Here is a 19,594-nt window from a genome sequence, read left to right as displayed (position 1 = left end):
CCTGCAGCTGAAGTCGACGGTGAACCAGATGGTCGACACGCTGTCGGCCTTCGCCGACGAGGTCACCCGCGTCGCCCGCGAGGTCGGCACCGAGGGGCGTCTGGGCGGGCAGGCGCGGGTGCCGGGCGTGAGCGGCGTCTGGAAGGACCTGACCAACAACGTCAACGGCATGGCGTCCAACCTGACCTACCAGGTCCGCAACATCGCGCAGGTGACGACGGCGGTCGCGGGCGGCGACCTGACCAAGAAGATCACCGTGGACGCGCAGGGCGAGATCCTGCAGCTCAAGGACACCATCAACACCATGGTCGACACCCTGTCGGCCTTCGCCAACGAGGTCACCCGCGTCGCCCGCGAGGTCGGCACCGAGGGACGCCTCGGCGGCCAGGCGAAGGTGCACGGGGTGTCGGGGATGTGGAAGGACCTCACCGACAACGTCAACTCGATGGCGAACAACCTGACCGTCCAGGTGCGCGGGATCGCCCAGGTCACCACGGCGGTCGCGCACGGCGACCTGACCAAGAAGATCGGCGTGGACGCGCAGGGCGAGATCCTGCAGCTCAAGGACACCATCAACACCATGGTCGACACCCTGTCGGCCTTCGCCAACGAAGTGACCCGCGTCGCCCGCGAGGTCGGCACCGAGGGACGCCTCGGCGGCCAGGCGAGCGTGCCCGGCGCGGGCGGCATGTGGAAGGACCTCACCGACAACGTCAACGGGATGGCGTCCAACCTGACCTACCAGGTCCGCAACATCGCGCAGGTGGCGACGGCCGTGGCCGACGGCGACCTGACCAAGCGGATCGACGTGGACGCGCAGGGCGAGATCCTGTCCCTGAAGACGACGCTGAACACGATGGTGGACACGCTGTCGTCGTTCGCCTCCGAGGTCACCCGCGTCGCCCGCGAGGTCGGCACCGAGGGGCGTCTCGGCGGGCAGGCCGAGGTCGAGGGCGTGTCGGGCACCTGGAAGCGGCTGACCGAGAGCGTGAACGAGCTGGCGTCCAACCTGACGACGCAGGTGCGGGCGATCGGCGAGGTGGCGAGCGCGGTGGCCCGGGGCGACCTGACCCGGACGATCACGGTGGAGGCGCGCGGCGAGGTCGCCGAGCTGTCCGACAACGTGAACCTGATGGTCACCACGCTGCGCGAGACGACCCGCGCGAACGAGGAGCAGGACTGGCTGAAGACCAACCTGGCCCGGATCGGCGGGCTCATGCAGGGCCACCGCGACCTCTACCAGGTCGCGAACCTGATCATGAACGAGCTGACCCCGACCGCCAGCGCCCAGTTCGGCGCGTTCTACCTGGCCGAGGGGCAGCCGGGTGAGCGGGAGCTGGTGCTGATCGCCGGGTACGGGATCCCCCGGGACCGGCTGCGGGGGGTGCGCTTCCAGCCCGGCGAGGGCCTGGTCGGGCAGGCGGCGCTGGAACGCCGGACGGTGCTGATCGCCGGCGCCCCCACCGACTACGTCAAGATCGGCTCGGGGCTGGGCGAGGCGTCCCCGGTGAACGTGATCGTGCTGCCGATCGTGTTCGAGGACGAGGTGCTGGGCGCGATCGAGCTGGCCTCGTTCTCCCGGTTCACGGACGTCCACCTGGCGTTCTTCACCCAGCTGATCGAGACGATCGGGGTGACGCTGAACGCGATCCGGGCCAACACCCGCACCGAGGCGCTGCTGACCGAGTCGCAGCGGCTCGCGCAGGAGCTGCAGGAGCGCTCGGACGAGCTGCAGCGGCAGCAGGGCGAGCTGCGGCACTCCAACACCGAGCTGGAGGAGAAGGCGGCGCTGCTGGCCCAGCAGAACCGGGCGATCGAGATCCAGAACTTCCAGATCGAGCAGGCCCGCCGGACGCTGGAGGAGCGCGCCGAGCAGCTCGCGGTGTCCTCGCAGTACAAGTCCGAGTTCCTGGCGAACATGTCGCACGAGCTGCGTACCCCGCTGAACAGCCTGCTGGTGCTGGCCAAGCTGCTCTCGGAGAACCCCGGCGGCAACCTGACCGACAAGCAGGTCGAGTTCGCGCGCACCATCCACGACTCGGGCACCGACCTGCTGGAACTGATCAACGACATCCTCGACCTGGCCAAGGTCGAGGCGGGGAAGATGGAGCTGCACGCGCAGCGGCTGCCGGTGTCGGCGCTGGTCGACTACGTGGAGGCGACGTTCCGGCCGCTGGCGGTGGACAAGGGGCTGGAGTTCGGCGCCGAGGTCGCCGACGGCGTCCCGGAGACGCTGTTCACCGACGAGCAGCGGCTCCAGCAGGTCCTGCGCAACCTGCTGTCGAACGCGGTGAAGTTCACCGCGGAGGGCCAGGTGCGGCTGCTGATCGAACCCGCCGGGGACACCGACTTCGCCCTGGCCTCGCTGTGGCAGACCCCGGACGTGCTGGCGTTCCGGGTGATCGACACCGGGATCGGCGTGAGCGCCGACAAGCTCCAGGTGATCTTCGAGCCTTTCACCCAGGCGGACGGCAACACCAACCGGCGCTACGGCGGCACCGGCCTCGGCCTGTCGATCAGCCGGAACATCGCGCGGCTGCTGGGCGGGGAGATCCAGGTCCGCAGCGAGCCGGGCAAGGGCAGCGTGTTCACGCTGTACCTGCCCGCGCACTACGCCGAGCCGGACGGCCGGCGGCGTCCGGCCGTCCCGCTGGAGGGATCGGCCTCCTCCGCTCCGGAGCTGTCGGCGCCCGACCCGGGGTTCGGCGGAACGGGGAACGGCGCGTCCGCTCCCGAGCCGGTCTCGCCGCCGGCCCCCGCGGAGCCGGCGGACCGGGGCGCGGCCGGCCTGCCGGACACGGTCCCGGCCGACAACGGCGGCGCGGCGATCGGCGGCCTGCTGTCCGAGCCGCCCGCCGACTTCACCGACACCATCCTCGCGGGCCGCAAGGTGCTCATCGTCGACGACGACGTCCGCAACGTGTTCGCCCTGACCAGCGTGCTGGAGGGCTACGGCATGGAGGTGTTCTACGCTGAGGACGGGCAGGCCGGCATCGACCTGCTGCACCGCAACCCGGACGTCGCGCTCGTCCTGATGGACGTGATGATGCCCGGCCTCGACGGGTACGCCACCACGGCCGCGATCCGCGAGATGCCGCAGTTCGCCGAGTTGCCGATCATCGTGATCACGGCCAAGGTGATGAAGGGCGACCGGGAGCGGAGCCTCGCCGCGGGCGCGTCGGACTACGTGCCGAAGCCCGTCGACGTCGACCGCCTGCTGGAGGTCATGCGGGTGTGGCTCGGCCGCTCGGTCATCGGCTGACGCCGCGTCCCCGGCGGTCCCGCGCGGCGGGGCGGGCGCCGGGGCCTCCGGCGGCCGCCGCCCATCAGCAGGTGCCGTAACGGGAAGGCAAGGCGTGGACGACAAGGCGAAGATCCTGCTCGTGGACGACCGCGAGGAGAACCTCGTCGCGCTCGAGGCGATCCTCAGCTCGCTCGACCAGGACCTGGTCCGGGCCCGGTCCGGTGAGGAGGCGCTGAAGGCGCTGCTCACCGACGAGTACGCGGTGATCCTGCTGGACGTGATCATGCCCGGGATGGACGGCTTCGAGACGGCCCGGGACATCAAGCGGCGCAAGAAGACCCGCGACCTGCCGATCATCTTCCTCACCGCGGTGGACAGCGACCCCGACTACGCCTTCCGCGGCTACGCGGCGGGCGCGGTCGACTTCATCTCCAAGCCGTTCGACCCGTGGATCCTGCGGGCCAAGGTGTCGGTGTTCGTCGACCTGCACAACAAGAACCGGCAGCTCAGGGAGCAGGCGGCGCTGCTGCGCGACCAGGGCGCGCTGCTGCGCGCGACGCCCTCCGCCGGGCCCGCCGCGCAGCGGATCGCGGTCGCCCGGGAACGCGTCGCGCTGCTGCGCGACCGCGTCCCGGAGGAGTTGCGGGCCGATGTGGAGGAGTTGGAGCGCGGCCTCGCCGATGCGGCCATCGCCCTCAACGCCACTCCGAGCCCGGGGCCGATGCCCGGCGTCTCCCCTACGGCCGGTCCGGGCGCTCTCCCTGGCTCGGGAGGCGACACCGGCACGAGTGCCGATCCGGTCGGCGGGGGTTCGTCCGCCGGTGGGGACGATGGAGGGGCCGCCTCGGACGCGGACCGGAACGCGGACGCGGACCGGAACGCGGACGCGGACCGGAACGCGGACGCGGACGCGGACGCGGACGCGGCGGAGACTCCTTCCGAGCGTCCATAGCCCCATAAGAGTGGTCATATCGCCTCATTGGTGACTCAATGATCACCCTGGGGAACGCGTCGTCGCGGGCGGCGGTGGGGAGGGTTCCGCTGCGGAGGTGGGGACCATGGACGCCGCCGCACTGTTCGCCACGGGCTTCGGCACCGGACTGCTCGCGGGCGGGACGACGTGCGCTGCCGTGCAGCTCGGGCTCCTGACCGGGGCCGTACGCGGCGAGGCACGGGCCGTCCGACCGGTCGCGGTGTTCCTGTCGGCCAAACTCGTCACGCACGTTGCGCTCGGGACTCTGCTGGGACTGGCCGGCGCGGCGGTGGAGCCGGGCCCTCGGATCAGGGCGATGCTATTGGTCGGAGCGGCCGCGCTGATGGTGCTCTTCGCGCTCGACCTGGTGGGTTTCGGCCCGTTGCGGCGATTGCTGAGGCGCAGCCCGAAGGAGACCGAAGGCGGCGAGGCCGCGGAGCACGTGGAACAGGCGCACTGCGCGCCGCCGGTTTCGCCGACCGGCCGGACGCGTCGTCCCGTGGTGCTCGGGGCGGCGACGGTGCTGGTGCCGTGCGCGCTGACGCTGACCGCCGAGCTGCTCGCGGTGTCGTCCCGGTCGCCTTTCGCCGGAGCCGCGGTGATGGCCGGGTTCGTGCTCGGGACCGCGCCGCTGTTCGGGCTGGTCGGAGTGACCGTCGGGCGGGCGCTGACGCTGCTGCGCGGGCGGCTGACGGCCGTGGTCGCCGTGGCGCTGCTGGCCGTCGCGGGCTGGACGCTGCTGTCGGGTCTTCGGCTGGGCGGCTGGCTGCCGGAGGGCGGGACCGAGGCGACCGCCGCCGCGTCCGCCCGGTTCGTCAGCACCGACGCGTCCGGAACGCAGCTGATCACCGTCTACGCGCTGGACCAGGGGTACCGGCCGGCCGCGCTGACGGCCCGCGCGGGCGTGCACACCGTGCTGCTGCTGCGGACGAACAACACCCACGGCCACACGCGGGCGTTCACGATCCCCGGCCGCAACCGGGACGTGGTGCTGCCGGTCACCGGCGAGACGCGCGTGGACCTGGGCGTGCCGGGACCGGGACGGATGCGCTACGTGTGCGCGTCCGGCCACTCCCCCGGCGAGATCACCTTCCGGTGACCCCGCCGGGAGGCGCGGGTCACTCGGCCGCGGCCGCCTCGCCGGACAGGCGGGCGCGTGCGGCCTCGATCCGCTCCAGGGTCCGCTCGCGGCCGAGGATCTCCAGCGACTCGAACAGCGGGAGCCCGACGGTGCGCCCGGTCACCGCGACGCGGACCGGCGCCTGGGTCTTGCCCAGCTTCAGCCCGTGGGCCGTGCCGACGGCCTCCAGGCGCTCCTTCAGCTCGTCGGCGTTCCACGGCGCGTCCCGGTAGGCCTCGGCGGTGTCCGCCAGGATCTGCGCGGCGGGCTCCTTCATGGCCTTCTTCCACGACTGCTCGTCGAAGGGCGGCTCGGGCAGGAAGGCGAAGTCGATCATCTGCCCGATCTCCGACAGCACCGCGACCCGGGTCTGCGCGAGCGGCGCGAGCTGGTCGAACACCCCCATGTCGACCTCGAACGGGACGCGCTCCAGGAACGGCAGGCACGCGGCGACGAACTTCTCCACCGGCAGCATCCGGATGTAGTCGCCGTTGATCGCGCGCAGCTTCTTGACGTCGAAGAAGGCCGGCGAGGAGTTGACGTCCTCGATGCGGAACTCGTCGACGATGACGTCCCACGGGACGATCTCGCGGTCGCCGGACGGGGCCCAGCCGAGCAGCATCAGGTAGTTGCGCATGGCCTCGGCGAGGTAGCCCTCGTCGCGGTAGTCCTCCAGCGCGACCTTGTCGCGCCGCTTGGACAGCTTCTGCCGCTTCTCGTTGACGATGACCGGGACGTGCGCCCAGACCGGCGGGGTGCCCTCCAGCGCGTCCCACAGCAGCTGCTGCTTGGGCGCGTTGGACAGGTGCTCCTCGCCGCGCACCACGTGGGTGATGCCCTGGCTCATGTCGTCGACGGTGTTGGCCAGCAGGAACGTGACCGAGCCGTCGGCGCGGGCGACGACGAAGTCCTCCAGGGCGGAGTTCTTGAACACCGGCTTGCCGCGCAGCAGGTCGACCACCACGGTCTCGCCCTCGTCCGGCGTGCGGAACCGCAGCGCGCGGCCCGGTCCCGGCTCGAGGCCGCGGTCGCGGCAGAAGCCGTCGTAGCCGCGGTGCGGGTCGCCGGTGCGCTCGACGATCTGCTCGCGGGTGCAGTCGCAGTAGTAGGCGCGGCCCTGCTCGCGGAGCGCGGCGGCGGCCTCGGCGTGCTTGTCGGCGTTGGCGGACTGGAAGTAGGGGCCCTCGTACTCGCCGCCGTCCATGCCGAGCCACGCCAGCGCGCGGATGATTCCCTCGGTCCACTCGGGGCTGTTGCGGGAGGCGTCGGTGTCCTCGATCCGCAGCACGAGCGTCCCACCCGACTGCTTGGCCATCACCCAGTTGAACAGGGCCGACCGGGCGCCGCCCACGTGGAACATGCCGGTGGGCGAGGGCGCGAAACGTACTCGGATCGAAGACGCGGAAGACATGTCCCCCAGCGTAGAGCGCTCCGGCCCCCGCTCGCGCACCGCGCCCCGCGCGGCGCGGGCTTCCCGGACGGGTTCCCCGGTGTTTCCGGACGCGCCCCGGCGTTCCGGACGCGGCGTTCCGGCCTCCGGGGCGGTCATGACTCCGGCGCTGTCAGGGCCTCGGCGTGGTCAGGGCCTCGGCGTTGTCAGGGCCTCGGCGCGATCAGGGCTTCCAGTAGGGGTCGCGGCCGGACAGGCCGATCAGCCGGTCCAGCAGCGGCGCGTCCTCGGGGACGGCGACCTCCGGCCCGAACGCGCCGTACTGGCGGCCCATGTCGGCGATCGACGACAGGCTCCGGTAGCAGAACTCGACCAGGGCGGGGTCGAAGCGCGGGTCGATCCCCAGCGCGGCGGCGATGTCCCAGCCGTGCAGGACGCACTCGCCCACCATCATCCCGCCGATCACCGGCGCGGGCATGCCCGGCCCGGTGCCGCTGAGGCTGGTGGTCCCGGTCCAGGCGTCCGGGTCCTGCCAGGCGCGGACGGTGGCGGCCGCCTGCTCGGCGAACCGGTCGGCCCAGCCGGGCTCGGCGGTGAAGTCGTGGTCCTCGTCCGGTCCGGTGGGCTCGGCCTTGGCGGCGGCGCCGGCGGCCCGGCCGTTCCAGAAGATCACGTGGTTGACGACGGTGCGGACGTCCCAGTCGGAGCAGGGCGTCGGAGCGTCCAGCCGATCCCCCGGGACCTGGCGGACGATGCCGACGACCGCCTCCGTCGCAGGTCCGAACCAGGAACGTCCTTCGATAGCTTGTTCGACCATGCCACCAACGCTAGCCGGGCGGGCCCCCGAGGTCTTGGAGAAACGCGCCAGGGTCAGAAGGTTCCGCCGTCCACGACGATCCGCTGGTCGGTGACATAGGACGCGGCGTCCGAGACCAGGAAGCGGACGACGCTCGCGACCTCCTCCGGCGAGCAGACGTGGCCGTAGGGGGACATCGGGTCCTGCCTGCGGATGTCCTCCACCCCCAGGGTGGCGCGCACCAGTCGGCGCCCCATATCGGTGTCCACGAGGCCGGGAGCGACGATGTTGACGTGCATACCGGCGGAGCGCTCCTCCTTCGCGAGCGTGCGCGCGAGGGCCTCCATGGCGGCCTTCCCCATGGCGTAGGGGGCGCTGAACGGCGGATGGATGCCCGTGATCACGCTCGACACGAAGACCACGTCCGATCGTCCGGCGGCGCGCAGCAGCGGCAGCAGGACCCGGGTGAGGTGGTGCGGGCCGATCGCGTGCACGTTCATCAGGCGCACGACCTCGGCGGGGTCGGTGTCGGCGACGGCGTTGCCGCGGCTGGCGACCCCGGCGCTGTGGACCAGGACGTCGAGGCGGCCGAAGTCCAGGGCGATGTCGGCGGCCAGGCGGTCGCAGTCGTCCGGGTCGTCCACCGACGCCCGGTAGGCGCGGCCCTCCACGCCCAGGTCGGCGAGGGCGGCGACGGTCTTGCGCGCCGCCTCCTCGTCGCGCCGGTAGGCGATGGCGACGGTCGCACCGTCCTGCGCGAGGCCGAGGGCGATGGCGCGGCCGATGCCCCGGCTCCCTCCGGTGACCAGGGCGACGCGTCCGGCGAGAGCACTCATGGATTCTCCTTGGGGCGGGGCCGCCGGCCGGCCAGCCAGGCGGCGGCCGACGCGACGTGCGCGTCGGTGAGTCCGGTGGCGGGATCGACACCGACGAGCAGATGGTCGCCGACGCCGGGTTCGGCGGCGAGCGAGGCGGCGGCGTCCGGTTCGTCCTCGAACCAGACGAAGGCGCGGTCGCCGGTCCAGGCCGCGACGTGGCGCGCCTTCCAGGCCCCGAAACTCCGCCCCTGCTCGATGCCGGGGAACGGCGGGATGGGGACGAACGGGAGCGCGGGGAGGCCGATGCGGGGGCCGATCCACAGGTTCGCCTCGTCCTGCCAGTAGGTCGCCCAGACGAGTTCGGCGCCGGTGTCGGCGGCGAGGTCGCGCAGCATCCGGCCGTGCCGGACGTCCAGCCAGACCCGGAAGGTCTGACTCGCGGACGTGACCCGGTGGCGGCGGAATCGCCGGTGCGGACGGCGGGAGGGGTTCAGCACGCCGTCGATGTCCACCAGCACCAGCGCAGCTCCCATGGCGGAACGGTACGACGAGCCGGCGAGTGATCCAAGTCTCTTTTACTTACCGAGTTTTTGGGCAACGTTTTGACAGTTTCGGGCTACTGACCGAAACTTCAGCGGGCCGTGACCCAGCACATCCCGTGGAAAGGCGGCAACGAAGCGTGAGCGACCAAGATCTCCGGGCCTCGGCGCCCCCCGTGGCGCCGCCGGGGCGCGCCACGGCGACGGGAGACACCGCGACGACGGGCGGCACCACGACGACGCGGAGCACCACGACGACGGGCGGCACCGCGGTGGTGGACGCCGGCGACGAGGGCTACAGCAAGAGCCTGAAGACCCGGCACGTCAACATGATCGCCATCGGCGGCGCGATCGGGACCGGCCTGTTCCTCGGCGCGGGCGGTCGCCTGCACAGCGCCGGGCCTTCCCTGGCCATCGCCTACGCCGTCTGCGGCTTCTTCGCCTTCATGGTCGTGCGCGCGCTCGGGGAGATGGTGCTGCACCGGCCGTCCTCGGGCTCCTTCGTCTCCTACTCGCGCGAGTTCATGGGCGAGAAGGGCGCGTACGTCGCCGGCTGGATGCACTTCCTCAACTGGAGCACCACCGGCATCGTCGACATCACCGCGATCGCGCTGTACCTGCACTACTGGAAGGCGTTCACCCCCATCCCGCAGTGGGTGCTGGCCCTGATCGCCCTCACGGTCGTGCTCACCGTGAACCTCATCTCGGTCCGCTTCTTCGGCGAGGTCGAGTTCTGGGCGTCCATCATCAAGGTCGGCGCGCTGGTCGCCTTCCTGGTGATCGGGATCGTGCTGCTCGCGACCGGGCACAAGGTCGGCGACTACGACTCCGGGCCGGGCCTGATGTTCGACCACGGCGGGATCTTCCCCAAGGGCGTCCTGCCCATGCTGGTGGTCATCCAGGGCGTGGTGTTCGCCTACGCCTCCACCGAGCTGGTCGGCGTCGCGGCCGGCGAGACCGAGAACCCCGAGAAGGTCATGCCGAAGGCGATCAACTCGATCGTCTGGCGGATCCTGGTGTTCTACGTCGGGTCGGTCGTGATCCTGGCGATGCTGCTGCCGACCGACGTGTACCGCGACGGCGTCAGCCCGTTCGTCACCGTGCTGGCCAAGCTGGGCGTGCCCGCCGCCGGCGACGTGATGAACCTGATCGTGCTGACCGCGGCGCTGTCCAGCCTGAACTCCGGGCTGTACTCGACCGGCCGGATCCTGCGCTCGCTCGGCACGGCGGGCTCGGCGCCGCGGTTCACCACCCGGATGAGCCGCCACCAGGTGCCCTACGGCGGCATCCTGATGACCGCGGTGGTCTGCGTGCTCGGCGTCGGGCTGAACGCCTGGGTGCCCAAGGACGCGTTCGAGATCGTGCTGAACCTGGCCGCGATCGGCATCCTCGGCACCTGGACGATGATCATGATCTCGCACCTGTTGTTCGTGCGGCGGTGCGAGCGCGGCGAGCTGACCCGGCCGTCCTACCGGCTGCCCGGCTCCCCCTACACCGAGGTCCTCACGCTGGTGTTCCTCGCGGCGGTCGTGGTCCTGATGTGGTTCGACTACGACGGCGAGGGGCACCGGACGGTGCTGGCCCTCCCGGTGATCCTCGCGGCCCTCGTGGTCGGCTGGTTCTGCGTGCGCCGCCGCGTCGCCGCGGCCGCCCGCGAGGGAGCGGCCGGCGAACTCTAGGAGCCGGCCCTGTCGGAGGGGCCTCGTAGAGTGGATGGCCGCCCGGTCCTCAGGACCGGGCGGCCATCCCCCATGACGAGGAGTATCCGCACGATGGAGCATCCACTCACCCTGATGGCGGTCCACGCCCACCCCGACGACGAGGTCCTCGGGACCGGCGGGGTCCTGGCGCAGGCCGCCGCCGAGGGCCACCGCGCCGTCCTGGTGACCTGCACCAACGGCGAGCAGGGCGATGACGCGAACGGACTGAAGCCGCAGGACGAGGGGCACGACGCCGAGAGCGTGGCGCGGGCCCGGCTGGCCGAGCTGCGCGAGTCGACGTCCATCCTGGGCATCGAGCACGTGGAACTGCTCGGCTACCGCGACTCGGGCATGGTCGGCTGGGACGCCAACCAGGACCGGCGCGCATTTTCCAACGTCCCGGTCGAGGACGCGGCGGCCCGGCTCGCCGAGCTGATGGAGAAGTACCGCCCGGACGTCGTGATCACCTACGACGACAACGGCAACTACGGCCACCCCGACCACATCCAGGCGCACCGCATCGCGGTCGCGGCGGCCGAGAGCACCGGCATCCCGCGCAAGTTCTACGAGACGGCGGTGCCGCGTTCGGGCATCAAGCGCATGCTCGAGGAGGCGCAGCGGGCCGGCTTCCCGATCGACGACGACTTCGACGACGACTTCGGCACCCCGGACGAGCTGATCACCACCGTGGTGGACGTCTCGGCCCACGCCGGGCGCAAGCGCAAGGCGCTGGAGGCGCACGCCAGCCAGGGCGACAGCATCTTCCTGCTGCGCCTCCCGGACGAGATCCAGGCGGCGGTGTTCGGCACGGAGGCGTTCGTCCGCCGGTACAGCCGGGTCGACGCCGAGCTCCCCGAGACCGACCTGTTCGCGGGGCTGCGCGACTGATCAGCCTCATCGCGCCCGGCCCGCCTCGCGGTCCGGGCCGGTGAGCGGCCAGCCGGAGTACAACCAGCGGGCGGACCGGTGGCGGCCGAGCCGGGGCCTTCAGATCCCGACGGGCGATGGGGCGGCCTCTGTGCCGCGGACCGCGGTCAGCCGCCGCGGGATCCGCGGCGGGCGGAGGCCCTGTAGTGGTCGAGGACGTCCTGGCGCAGCAGGAATCCGAATCCCGCGTTCTGCAGCCGCAGTGCCAGCGCCGCCTCCCCGACGCCGAGCGCGGCGGCGGTCTCGTCGAGCCGCCACTCGTGCGCCGCGAGCCGGCTCAGCAGGTGCCCCCGCCGGACCTGCGTTTCGGACAGCCGGAACGTCTTGAGGTAGGCGAGCCGCTGCCCCTGTCCCCGCCCCACGGTGATCTGCTCGCCGATGTGGTTGGGGCGTCCCGGCGTGAACGACGGCAGGAACCGGTACAGCCGGGCGTCCCGCATCCGCTGCACCTCCTCGAACCGCCCACCGCCGTCGAAGACCTCCTCGGCCATGACCTGGTCGTGGAAGTCGGCCCAGCCGCGCGTCCGCCGCTCGGCCTCGGCGCGCAGGTCGGCCAGCGTCCTGACCGCCGTCTCGTCGATCGGCTCGGCGAGGTCCCGGACGGGCAGCCAGAGGTTGCCGTACTGGTAGACCAGCTCGCCGAACAGGTCCTCGACCAGCGTGGCGTGCAGCGCCCGGTAGTCGTCCGGGTGCGGGACGACGAAGGCGCTGGCCAGGGCGTCCGCCACGTACACCAGCACGCCGCACTGGCCGGGGTGGATCTCGAAGATCCGCAGCGCGTCGGCCAGGCCCGCCACCTGCGCGCCCGTGTAGGCGCTCTCCTCGCGCGGGGACAGCCCGGACGCGAGTGCCCGCCGCGACCACTCCTCCCACGCGATCTCGGGACCGCCGAAATGCAGGGCCAGGTAGCCCTCGACGGCCAGGTGCAGCGGCAGGAAGCGCAGCCGGTCGCCCGCCATCCGCCGGGCCATGCGGCGGCGCACCCTGATCGGCAGGCCGGGCGGCCCGATGCCCTTGTCGTCGCGCGCGAGCAGGCGCGTCCCGTAGGAGGCGGTGGCCGCGTCGCCGGTGTCCCAGCGGGCGACGAAGGCGTGCGGGACATAGGAGAGGTAGTGGGTGCGGTCGCCGACGGCCACGATGGACGGCTCGTCGTAGACACGGCGGTCGAGCCGCAGCCCCTCGATCGGCTCGTCCCGGACCAGCGGGACCAGCCGGATCGAGTTCCGGACCTGCGCGGGCATGGTGCGGAGCCCGGCCTCGCGGATCCAGCCCGGTCCGCGCCAGAGCGCGACGTCCCAGGTGGGGTCGGGCGGGAGGTCGGTCCTCATGGCGCGTCCGTCGGCGTTGTCGGGTCGGTGTCGGTGGCGGTGTCGGCGCTCGGGGCGAGGAAACGGGCCATGCGGGCGTCGAGGTGGGCGCGGAGTTCGGGCAGTCCGACGCGTCCCTCGGCGAAGCGGGCCAGCTCGACGAGCGTCAGCAGGTCCTCGGCGTCGCGGACGCCCGCCGTGGGGACGGTCGGGGCGAGCCGTCGTACGTCGAAGCCCGCGGCGTCGTAGACCGGGTTGAGGTGGGTGATCGAGACGCGGCGGTCCGGGTCGAGGCGGGTCCGCCAGACGCGCAGGATCTCGGCGGCCAGGCCGGGCGGGGCGTTGTCGAAGCCGTCGGAGATGATCACCAGGCGGTCGGGCGCGGTGTCCAGGGCGTCCAGGAGGCGGGCGCCGAGGGGCGTCGGACCGAACGGGTACAGCAGCAGCGGGTCGGCGCGGCCGGACGTCCAGAGCGGAAGGTACTCCCCCGCGAGGGCCTCCAGCAGGAAGTGGCCGCCGAGCGCGACGGCCAGCGGCCGCCGCCGCTTCTGGGCCGAGCCGACCGTGGAGAAGCTGTCGTCCAGGACGGCGGCGACGCGCCCCCAGCGGCCCGCGTCGGGACCGGCGGCGCGGCGGGCGGCGGCACGGAGGGCGCGAGTCAGTTCCGCTCGGCGCCGCGACCGCTCGTCCAGCGGCAGCGACAGCACGTAGGTCGCCAGGCGGGTCAGCGGCACGGTCGCCAGGTCGATGTCGATCGCGGCCTTGTTCTCCCGCGCGTGTCCCTGGTAGCGCAGACGCTCCAGCCGGGTCATGTTCTTCTCGGCGCGTTCCAGGAAGCGCGTGCGCGGGATGCCGTGCCGGGCGGCGAACCCCTCGGCGACGGTGAACGGCAGCTTGTAGATCGCGTCGTGGGCGTAGTGCGCCTGCCGCCAGGTCTCGAAGATCGGAGTGGTGAAGGGGTGGCCGGTCGCGCCGTGGAGCAGCCGTCCGATCTCGTCGCGGACGTGCTCCGGAGCGTGCGGGAGGAGAGCGCGCGGATCGAGGTGCGCGTGCCGGACGGCGTCCTTCAGCGCACCGCGGTACTTGACCGCGTCGAACGCCAGGTCGGGGCGGGCGCGCAGCCAGTCCCGGGTGATCGCGCGGGTCCGGCGGTTGTTGACGCCGTCGCGGCGCAGGGCGCGGAACAGGCGGTAGACGCGCTGCGGCGGCAGCAGCTCCAGCCTGCGCGCGATGAGCCGCCCCTCCAGGCGGCGCCGGTCGGGGTCCGCCTCGCCCGCGGTGGCCAGCAGGCCGCGGATGATCAGCGCCGCGTTGTGGTCGTTGACGTCCAGCGCCAGGGCCGCCGCGTACAGCTCGCGGTAGTTCTCCCGCATGTAGTGGTGCAGGAAGCCGAGGGACAGCTCCTGGGTGAACGCCTCGTCGTGGAACTCGCGCTGCCCGGTACCGGTGATCGCGGCGTTGACGAAGGTCAGCACGTCCTCGCAGGCGACCAGGTCGGCGATCGTCTCGGTCATGGCGCTCCAGAGTCCGGGTGCCGGCCGGGGCGTGGGGGTGCGAGCAGCGAATGATCGCGGTAAAGGCGGTTTCCGGAAGTCGCACCGGAGTCCCGCGGCCGGCACGGCGACCGTAGCACCGGACGGAGGTCCGGATCATCCGCTTTTGGACGGCCCGCGAGAGCGCCGGGCGGGACGGCCCGGTCACCGGCCGGGCCGGTCGCCGACCTGGAGGAACCCGCTGTTACTCTCCGGTAGACGACCGCAGGGAAGGAACGGACCGTGCCGCAGCCCGAGCAGATCGACCCCGCCGTCGTGGACTTCGACGTCCTCGGCGCGTGGATGGACGGGCAGGGCCTGCCCGGCGGGCCGTTCGAGGAGGTCGCCCCGCTGAGCGGCGGCACCCAGAACGTCCTGATCCGGTTCCGGCGCGGGGGCACCGACTTCGTCCTCAGGCGGGGTCCCGAGCACCTGCGCTCCCGCACCAACGAGGTGCTGCGCCGCGAGGCCCGCGTGCTGTCCGCGCTGGACGGCACCGGCGTCCCGGCCCCGCGGATCATCGCGTCCTGCCCGGACGAGACCGTCCTCGGCGGCGCAGTGTTCTACCTGATGACCCCGGTCGAGGGCTTCAACGCGACGGTCTCCCTCCCGGACCTGCACGCCGGCGACGCCGGAATCCGGCACGAGATGGGCCTCTCGGCGGCGCGCGCGCTGTCCGCGCTGGCCGCGGTGGACCACGAGGCCGCTGGTCTCGGGGACTTCGGCAAGCCGGAGGGTTTCCTGGAGCGGCAGGTCCCCCGCTGGACGGCCGAACTGGAGTCCTACTCCTCCCTGGACGGCTATCCCGGCCCCGAGATCCCCGGCCTGGACACGGTGGCCGCCTGGCTGGAGGCCAACCGCCCTGCGACCTGGCGTCCCGGGATCATGCACGGCGACTACCACCTGGCCAACCTCATGTTCGCCCACGACGGCCCGCAGGTCGCGGCGATCGTCGACTGGGAGATGTGCACGGTCGGCGACCCGCTGCTGGACCTCGGCTGGCTGCTAGCCACCTGGCCCGACCGCGACGACGAGGGCGCGCTGCTGGCCGGTCCGCTCGGCGCCGCGGGCGGCCTGCCGTCGGCTGACGAGCTGGTCGCCGCCTACGCCGAGCGGCCGGAGGCGGTCGCCGGACGGGACCTGTCGTCGATCACCTGGTACGCGGTGCTGGCCTGCTTCAAGCTCGGCATCGTCCTGGAGGGCACGCACGCCCGGGCCTGCGCCGGCAAGGCTCCCAAGGAGACCGGCGACCTGCTGCACGCGATCACCCTGGGCCTCTTCCGCCGTGCTCACGCCTTCATGGCCGACGGTTCCTGACGGCCCCTGGCGGCGGGTAAAGGGCAGGGCCCCGGAGATCCGCTTTGGATCTCCGGGGCCCTGCCCTTTACCCGCCGGTGCGGGACCTGCCCTGCGCGTCAGGTCACCGCGGGGGTCAGCTCGCGGCCCGGATCACCGGAGTCGTCCGGCCCGGCGGGACGGTCCGTCGCCTCGGCCGTGTAGTCGGAAGGAACGGTCGCGTCCGTCCCGTCCGGCACCTTGGCCAGCCGGAACACCGCGGTCAGCACCACCGCGACGGCGATGTTGAACACGAACGCGGTGAGCGCGATATACCCGGTGTGCCCGACGAACGGGATGTCGGCGATCGACTGCCCGAAGTGCTTCTGCGTCGGAGACGAGGTGCCGTAGGCCGTCCAGGTGCCGTAGGCCATGCCGACCGCCCATCCGGCGAGCAGCCCCCACCGGTGGAACCAGCGGGTGAACACGCCGATCGCCAGGGCCGGGAAGGTCTGCACGACCCAGATCCCGCCGAGCAGCTGCAGGTTGATCGCCAGCGACTTGTCGAAGCCCAGCACGAACACCAGCGCGCCGATCTTCACCAGCAGCGAGGTCACCTGCGAGACCCGGGTCTCCTCGGCCGGTGAGGCGTCCGGGCGGAGGAAGGCGGTGTAGACGTTGCGGGTGAACAGGTTCGACGCGGCGATCGACATGATCGCGGCCGGGACCAGCGCGCCCACGCCGATCGCGGCGAACGCCAGCCCGGTGAACCACTGCGGGAACGCGTGGTCGAACAGCAGCGGCACCGCCAGCTGCGGGTTCTTCGCCTTGGCGACGCCCTGGGCCACCTCGGGCGTGGCCCGCGCCATGTAGCCGAGGAGCGCCAGGAAGCCGAGCACGAGCGAGTAGGCGGGCAGCAGCGCCGCGTTCCGGCGGATCACCTCGCGGCGTCCGGCGGCGAGCGCCCCGGTCACGGTGTGGGGATAGATGAACAGCGCGAGCGACGAGCCGAGCGCCAGCGTCCCGTACGCCCAGTGCGTCATGTTCGAGGTGATCAGCGACCCCGAGGGCTTGCCGGTCGCCGGGTTCGGTTTGGCCAGGGACGCCTGGGAGGCGTCGAAGATGTGCCCCCAGCCGCCGATCTTGGACGGGATGTACAGCACCGCCACGATGATCGTCAGGTAGATCAGCGTGTCCTTGACGAAGGAGATCAGCGCCGGGGCGCGCAGGCCGGAGGTGAAGGTGTAGGCGGCCAGCAGCGCGAAGGCGAGGAACAGCGGCAGGTCCCGGGCGAGGCCGGAGCCGGTGACGCCCATCACGGTCAGGACGGCCTGGATGCCGACGAGTTGCAGGGCGATGTACGGCATCATCGCCAGGATGCCGGTGAGCGCGACCGCCAGGCCCAGCCCCCGGGACCCGAACCGGCCCCGGACGAAGTCGGCGGTGGTGACGTAGCCGTGCCGGTGCGACACCGACCACAGCCTCGGCCCGACGAGGAAGACGATCGGATAGGCGATCGCGGCGTACGGGATCGCCCAGAAGCCCATCGCGCCGCCCGCGAAGACCGCGGCGGGCACGGCGACGAAGGTGTAGGCGGTGTAGAGGTCGCCGCCGAGCAGGAACCAGGTGACGAACGTGCCGAAGCTGCGTCCGCCGAGGCCCCACTCGTCCAGGTGCATGAGGGTCTGGCCGCGCCGCCAGCGGGCGGCGGCGAACCCCACCACGGTGACGGCCGCGAAGAAGAAGATGAAGATCGCGAGTTCGAGGCCCTTGACGTCCTTCACCGGGCGCCGCCCCTCCGCCGGGTCAGCAGGTGGGCCGCGCCGATGCAGAGCGCGGTCAGCACCACCCACAGCAGCTGCCACCAGTAGAAGAAGGGGAAGCCCGCGAGCCGCGGGGTGATCTTGGCGTAGGACGGGACGGCGAGGTAGACGGGGAACGGCAGGACCAGCAGCACGCCGGCGATGATCTTGCTGGCGGGCCCGGGGCCCGCGGCAGGCGGTTCGGTCACGGCAGAGAACCTCCCTCGGGGGACGGCCGCTGGGGGACGGCGCCTCCGCCATCCTGGAGGGTCGCCCCGCCCGAAGGCCAGACCTCCCGGACACCTTTTCGGCGCTCCGGAACGATCCGCCCGGCCGTTCCCGTCGTCCGGCGAGGCCCGCATGAGTCGGGACGTGCCCGGACGCCTCAGCCGCCTCGCGTGTCCGCGCGGAGAGCCCTGATCAGGACCGAGCGCGCACAGGGGCCGGACACGCCGAAGGGCGTTCCGCCGACTCGGAGTCGGTGGAACGCCCTTCGCGCGTTCAGTGGTCGCCTCGCGGCGGACGTCACATGGCCTTCGGCATGCCCCGGCTGCCGGCGCCGGAGCCCCAGGACAGGACCTCCCACTTGACGCCGTTCAGGTGGCCCGCGTCGGTGCCGGTGTTGTACTTGCTGGTCGGCTTACGGCCGTCCAGTAGGTACCGGAAGGTGTAGGTGTCCAGGTCGAGCATGACGCCGTTGCTGGACGGGGCGCCCGGTCCGCGGTCGCCGACGAAGCCGGTGACGCTGCGGCCGTTGTAGCTCACCTTGACCTTGGTGCCCAGCGGCCAGCTCGGGCTGGCGAACAGGCCCTTCTGCATCGGCTTGCCGCCGGCGGGGGCGCCGGTGTCGCCGTTGACGCCGGAGCCGTCGTCCCAGAAGTAGGACGCGATGGTGCGGCCGGCCAGCAGCGCCTTCGGCTGCGCGGCCTTCTTGGCCTGGGGGGCCTTCTTGGCGCCCGCGGCCTTGTCGGCCGCGACCTTCTGCTGGACCGCGGTCTCCTCCTGGGTGCGGGGGAGGTTCAGCGCGGCCTCGGAGCGCTGCGCGGCGAGCTTGCCGCGGTCGGGGGTGTCGTCGCCTGCCATGGCCACGCCCGCCACCAGGAACCCGGCCAGAGTGGAGCCGGTGAGAGCGGTGATGGCGATGTTGAGCGCACGCTTCTGCATGGAAATCCTTTGTTCGACGGACTGGTCAGCCGTTTCCGGCCGGGCGGGGGCCCGGAAGGAGTTCGGAAACGGTCCCGAGACGACGCTCGGGAGGAGCCATCGGTGACGGAAACCCCGCGCTTGAATGCCCCGCGACTGCGGGAGGGAGAATCCGCGCGCACACCGCGGGTGGACCGCGAAGACGACCCGCGCGGCGGCGGATCCGAATGGTGTGCGGGAGGGCACCGGCTCAGGGGCACACAGGCTCTACCTGGGCGGACGCTGCATGGACGTCCGCGTTCCGGTGCCGGGGTCCCCGTCTGGCGGACGGGGCGTGACGGCTATGGAAAGGCCCGGTCAATGGCTCTTGACCCGAAGCCATGGCCCACTATACGTGGCAATACCATGGTTCTGCCAAATCCTGGCCTTCTTTACCTTTCACAAGGTAGATCTTCTTTCCTGACCCCTTACGGGACAGGGTTTTCGGCGTTTTACTTTCGCCTTGGTGTCGGCTGGATCACACCACGATCCGGCCTCTTGAGCACCCCCACGACCTGGTGACGAGCCGGTCAAGGACTCCTAAGGTTCCGGGGACCCCATCTCAAACACACGAAAGCCCGGGAAGCATTCCTGCTTCCCGGGCTTTGCTTTCGGCGGCGTGCGGCGCCGGTGTTCCAGGCCCCCGAACACGGTGTCTGCGGCGCAGTCGCCGCAGCGCCGCGCCTCCCCCGGCCTCCTAACGGAAGGTGGGATATCCGCCCGTGTTCACGGCCGGCGCGGGCGCGAACGGGTCCGGCATGGCCGGGGCCCCTTCGCGGTAGGGCAGGGCCGGACCGTCCTGGAACGGCGCCGGCATGGCCGGTCCGTCCGTATAGGAAGGTCCATTGGTGTAGGCAGGGCCGTCGGCGTAGGCGGGGCCGTCGGCGTACGAGGGTCCGTCCGCGTAGGCCGGGCCGCCGCCGAACGGCGGTCCCGAAGGCGCCGTGCACGCGGGCTGCGCCGCGAACGGCGCTCCCGGCCGGGCAGCG

Annotated in this window: 14 protein-coding genes and 2 pseudogenes; 6 read left to right on the top strand and 10 right to left on the bottom strand. The window is 72.0% G+C overall.

What is annotated here, in order from left to right; translation table 11 throughout:
* The 3 genes and pseudogenes from AB0J52_RS05465 to AB0J52_RS05455 form a co-directional block, all read left to right on the top strand.
* Positions 1–3,262, top strand: a 3,262-nt coding sequence (locus AB0J52_RS05465; protein WP_500180341.1) for a hybrid sensor histidine kinase/response regulator, incomplete at its 5' end; no start/stop codon positions are given.
* Positions 3,263–3,356: 94 nt separating this feature from the next.
* Positions 3,357–3,773 (top strand): annotated as a pseudogene (locus AB0J52_RS05460) (response regulator); the annotation flags it as partial.
* A 529-nt stretch (positions 3,774–4,302) separates the two neighbouring features.
* A complete protein-coding gene (locus tag AB0J52_RS05455; RefSeq protein WP_500180340.1) occupies positions 4,303–5,316 on the top strand; it encodes an urease accessory protein UreH domain-containing protein in 1,014 nt (337 codons plus the stop codon).
* Between the two features lie 19 nt (positions 5,317–5,335).
* Here the strand turns inward: AB0J52_RS05455 and gltX are convergent, their stop codons facing one another.
* The 4 genes from gltX to AB0J52_RS05435 form a co-directional block, all read right to left on the bottom strand.
* Positions 5,336–6,748: a glutamate--tRNA ligase gene (gene gltX / locus AB0J52_RS05450; protein WP_500180339.1), complete on the bottom strand. Its 1,413-nt coding sequence runs from the start codon at positions 6,746–6,748 to the stop codon at positions 5,336–5,338.
* A gap of 202 nt (positions 6,749–6,950) precedes the next feature.
* A complete protein-coding gene (locus AB0J52_RS05445; protein WP_500180338.1) occupies positions 6,951–7,544 on the bottom strand; it encodes a TIGR03086 family metal-binding protein in 594 nt (197 codons plus the stop codon).
* A 53-nt stretch (positions 7,545–7,597) separates the two neighbouring features.
* Positions 7,598–8,359, bottom strand: coding sequence for an SDR family NAD(P)-dependent oxidoreductase (locus AB0J52_RS05440; RefSeq protein ID WP_500180337.1), 762 nt, complete (start codon positions 8,357–8,359; stop codon positions 7,598–7,600).
* Complete coding sequence (locus AB0J52_RS05435) at positions 8,356–8,874, bottom strand: HAD domain-containing protein (protein WP_500180336.1); 519 nt, start codon at positions 8,872–8,874, stop codon at positions 8,356–8,358. The genes AB0J52_RS05440 and AB0J52_RS05435 overlap by 4 nt, the downstream gene beginning before the upstream one ends.
* Positions 8,875–9,020: 146 nt before the next feature.
* Here AB0J52_RS05435 and AB0J52_RS05430 point away from each other — a divergent pair, with 146 nt between their 5' ends.
* Both AB0J52_RS05430 and AB0J52_RS05425 read left to right on the top strand, forming a co-directional pair.
* A complete protein-coding gene (locus AB0J52_RS05430; protein ID WP_500180335.1) occupies positions 9,021–10,559 on the top strand; it encodes an amino acid permease in 1,539 nt (512 codons plus the stop codon).
* 93 nt (positions 10,560–10,652) lie between these two features.
* Entirely contained in the window at positions 10,653–11,468 is an 816-nt protein-coding gene (locus AB0J52_RS05425; protein ID WP_500180334.1) for a PIG-L family deacetylase, read from the top strand.
* Positions 11,469–11,614: 146 nt separating this feature from the next.
* On the opposite strand, the gene AB0J52_RS05420 is transcribed toward AB0J52_RS05425, so the two are convergent.
* Positions 11,615–12,835 carry an ARPP-2 domain-containing protein gene (locus tag AB0J52_RS05420; protein WP_500180333.1) on the bottom strand — a complete coding sequence of 407 codons (1,221 nt, stop codon included), beginning with the start codon at positions 12,833–12,835 and terminating at the stop codon, positions 11,615–11,617.
* Complete coding sequence (locus AB0J52_RS05415) at positions 12,832–14,328, bottom strand: hypothetical protein (RefSeq protein ID WP_500180332.1); 1,497 nt, start codon at positions 14,326–14,328, stop codon at positions 12,832–12,834. The genes AB0J52_RS05420 and AB0J52_RS05415 overlap by 4 nt, the downstream gene beginning before the upstream one ends.
* 261 nt (positions 14,329–14,589) lie before the next feature.
* Between AB0J52_RS05415 and AB0J52_RS05410 the strand changes: the two genes are divergently transcribed.
* Positions 14,590–15,663: a phosphotransferase family protein gene (locus AB0J52_RS05410; protein WP_500180331.1), complete on the top strand. Its 1,074-nt coding sequence runs from the start codon at positions 14,590–14,592 to the stop codon at positions 15,661–15,663.
* A gap of 98 nt (positions 15,664–15,761) precedes the next feature.
* Here the strand turns inward: AB0J52_RS05410 and mctP are convergent, their stop codons facing one another.
* The 4 genes and pseudogenes from mctP to AB0J52_RS05390 all read right to left on the bottom strand — a co-directional run.
* Positions 15,762–17,405 carry a monocarboxylate uptake permease MctP gene (gene mctP, locus AB0J52_RS05405; protein ID WP_500180330.1) on the bottom strand — a complete coding sequence of 548 codons (1,644 nt, stop codon included), beginning with the start codon at positions 17,403–17,405 and terminating at the stop codon, positions 15,762–15,764.
* Positions 17,402–17,632 carry a DUF3311 domain-containing protein gene (locus tag AB0J52_RS05400; protein ID WP_500180329.1) on the bottom strand — a complete coding sequence of 77 codons (231 nt, stop codon included), beginning with the start codon at positions 17,630–17,632 and terminating at the stop codon, positions 17,402–17,404. Before AB0J52_RS05400 ends, mctP begins: the two co-directional genes overlap by 4 nt.
* Before the next feature lie 316 nt (positions 17,633–17,948).
* Positions 17,949–18,587 carry an RlpA-like double-psi beta-barrel domain-containing protein gene (locus AB0J52_RS05395; protein ID WP_500180328.1) on the bottom strand — a complete coding sequence of 213 codons (639 nt, stop codon included), beginning with the start codon at positions 18,585–18,587 and terminating at the stop codon, positions 17,949–17,951.
* A 715-nt stretch (positions 18,588–19,302) separates the two neighbouring features.
* Positions 19,303–19,594, bottom strand: a pseudogene (locus tag AB0J52_RS05390) (hypothetical protein); the annotation flags it as partial.

This window comes from Spirillospora sp. NPDC049652 (assembly GCF_040675125.1).
Lineage (GTDB): Bacteria > Actinomycetota > Actinomycetes > Streptosporangiales > Streptosporangiaceae > Spirillospora.
This window is presented reverse-complemented; position numbering and strand designations above follow the sequence as displayed.

Coding starts and splice junctions, on each gene's coding strand:
- AB0J52_RS05395 (WP_500180328.1), bottom strand. CDS start 18,587: ATGCAGAAGCGTGCGCTCAACATCGCCATCACCGCTCTCACCGGCTCC.
- AB0J52_RS05420 (WP_500180333.1), bottom strand. CDS start 12,835: ATGAGGACCGACCTCCCGCCCGACCCCACCTGGGACGTCGCGCTCTGG.
- gltX (WP_500180339.1), bottom strand. CDS start 6,748: ATGTCTTCCGCGTCTTCGATCCGAGTACGTTTCGCGCCCTCGCCCACC.
- AB0J52_RS05440 (WP_500180337.1), bottom strand. CDS start 8,359: ATGAGTGCTCTCGCCGGACGCGTCGCCCTGGTCACCGGAGGGAGCCGG.
- AB0J52_RS05425 (WP_500180334.1), top strand. CDS start 10,653: ATGGAGCATCCACTCACCCTGATGGCGGTCCACGCCCACCCCGACGAC.
- AB0J52_RS05435 (WP_500180336.1), bottom strand. CDS start 8,874: ATGGGAGCTGCGCTGGTGCTGGTGGACATCGACGGCGTGCTGAACCCC.
- AB0J52_RS05455 (WP_500180340.1), top strand. CDS start 4,303: ATGGACGCCGCCGCACTGTTCGCCACGGGCTTCGGCACCGGACTGCTC.
- AB0J52_RS05415 (WP_500180332.1), bottom strand. CDS start 14,328: ATGACCGAGACGATCGCCGACCTGGTCGCCTGCGAGGACGTGCTGACC.
- AB0J52_RS05445 (WP_500180338.1), bottom strand. CDS start 7,544: ATGGTCGAACAAGCTATCGAAGGACGTTCCTGGTTCGGACCTGCGACG.